This window comes from Stenotrophomonas maltophilia group sp. RNC7, from assembly GCF_030910085.1.
GTDB lineage: Bacteria > Pseudomonadota > Gammaproteobacteria > Xanthomonadales > Xanthomonadaceae > Stenotrophomonas > Stenotrophomonas sepilia.
Genome location: NZ_JAVFVN010000516.1, coordinates 1 through 837 on the forward strand (window position 1 = coordinate 1; position 837 = coordinate 837).

General features: G+C 48.9%; 2 protein-coding genes. Both read right to left on the bottom strand.

Annotated features, from left to right (window positions below; translation table 11 throughout):
- Positions 1-20 precede the first annotated feature (20 nt).
- Positions 21-710 carry a lysozyme inhibitor LprI family protein gene (locus RCF13_RS10095; RefSeq protein WP_308141117.1) on the bottom strand — a complete coding sequence of 230 codons (690 nt, stop codon included), beginning with the start codon at positions 708-710 and terminating at the stop codon, positions 21-23.
- Positions 604-837 (bottom strand): hypothetical protein (locus tag RCF13_RS10100; protein ID WP_308141118.1); only part of this gene is annotated, 234 nt, incomplete at its 5' end. The genes RCF13_RS10100 and RCF13_RS10095, both read right to left, overlap by 107 nt.

An 837-nucleotide genomic window follows, 5' to 3' on the forward strand; every position in this document is an offset into this window, starting at 1 on the left:
GCCGCCTTAGCTCTGACCAGTTATTGTCGGTGAGCTTCGAAAAATGTGCTGCACACCGAGAAGACAATTGTTTCTGGGTTTTTGATCAGCACACTTTCACCTGGAATCTCCGTAGTGCCGCCGGGGTTGCCATCCTCCCACGAAAATTCCGCGTGACCGATATCCACCTTTTTTGCTTGTTTGGCGTGTATACCAAGATCGGAGAAGGATACGCTCGAGCCCGAGCCGGAGTTTTCGATTTGGAAATCGCTGGCCTTTACCATGGTCGTAGTGACACCTAGGCTCTTGATGTTGGAGCCCTTCCACTTCAAGCTGCTTGTGTCGTATTCGATGACTTGGCCTACAATGGCCCGGCCCTGTTTGTCATCCCAGCAAGATATCGTGTTGGCGGGTAGTATTTTATTGATCTTCCATTTGCCAAGCAGTTCTTGTGGCAAAGCAATGCCTGTGTGATCGGGATCGTACTGGGCAACTTCTGTTGAAAGATAGTCAGCGCGGGCGACGGTCATCTGTTGAAGGCAGTGGATGTCTTTTCCGCATTGATGATCGCGCTGTTTGATCCAATCCCGCTCAGCGGCACGCAAAGCAGCTATGCCTTTCTCATCATCTTTCAACTGGGAAACCCGCTGTTGATACAAGGCATTTAGCCGACTGTCCGCTTTCTTTAAATTCTCTGTACTCTGTGCGTGAGCCGAAAGGCAAAGAAACAAGAACCCTACCGAGATAACGCATTTTGCACTCAACGACTGCATCCTGATTTCCTTTCCAAATCAAAGGGATGAATAGGGATGATACAGTAATTGTACGAAGAGAAATGTTTAATCTGCAGTAACCCGC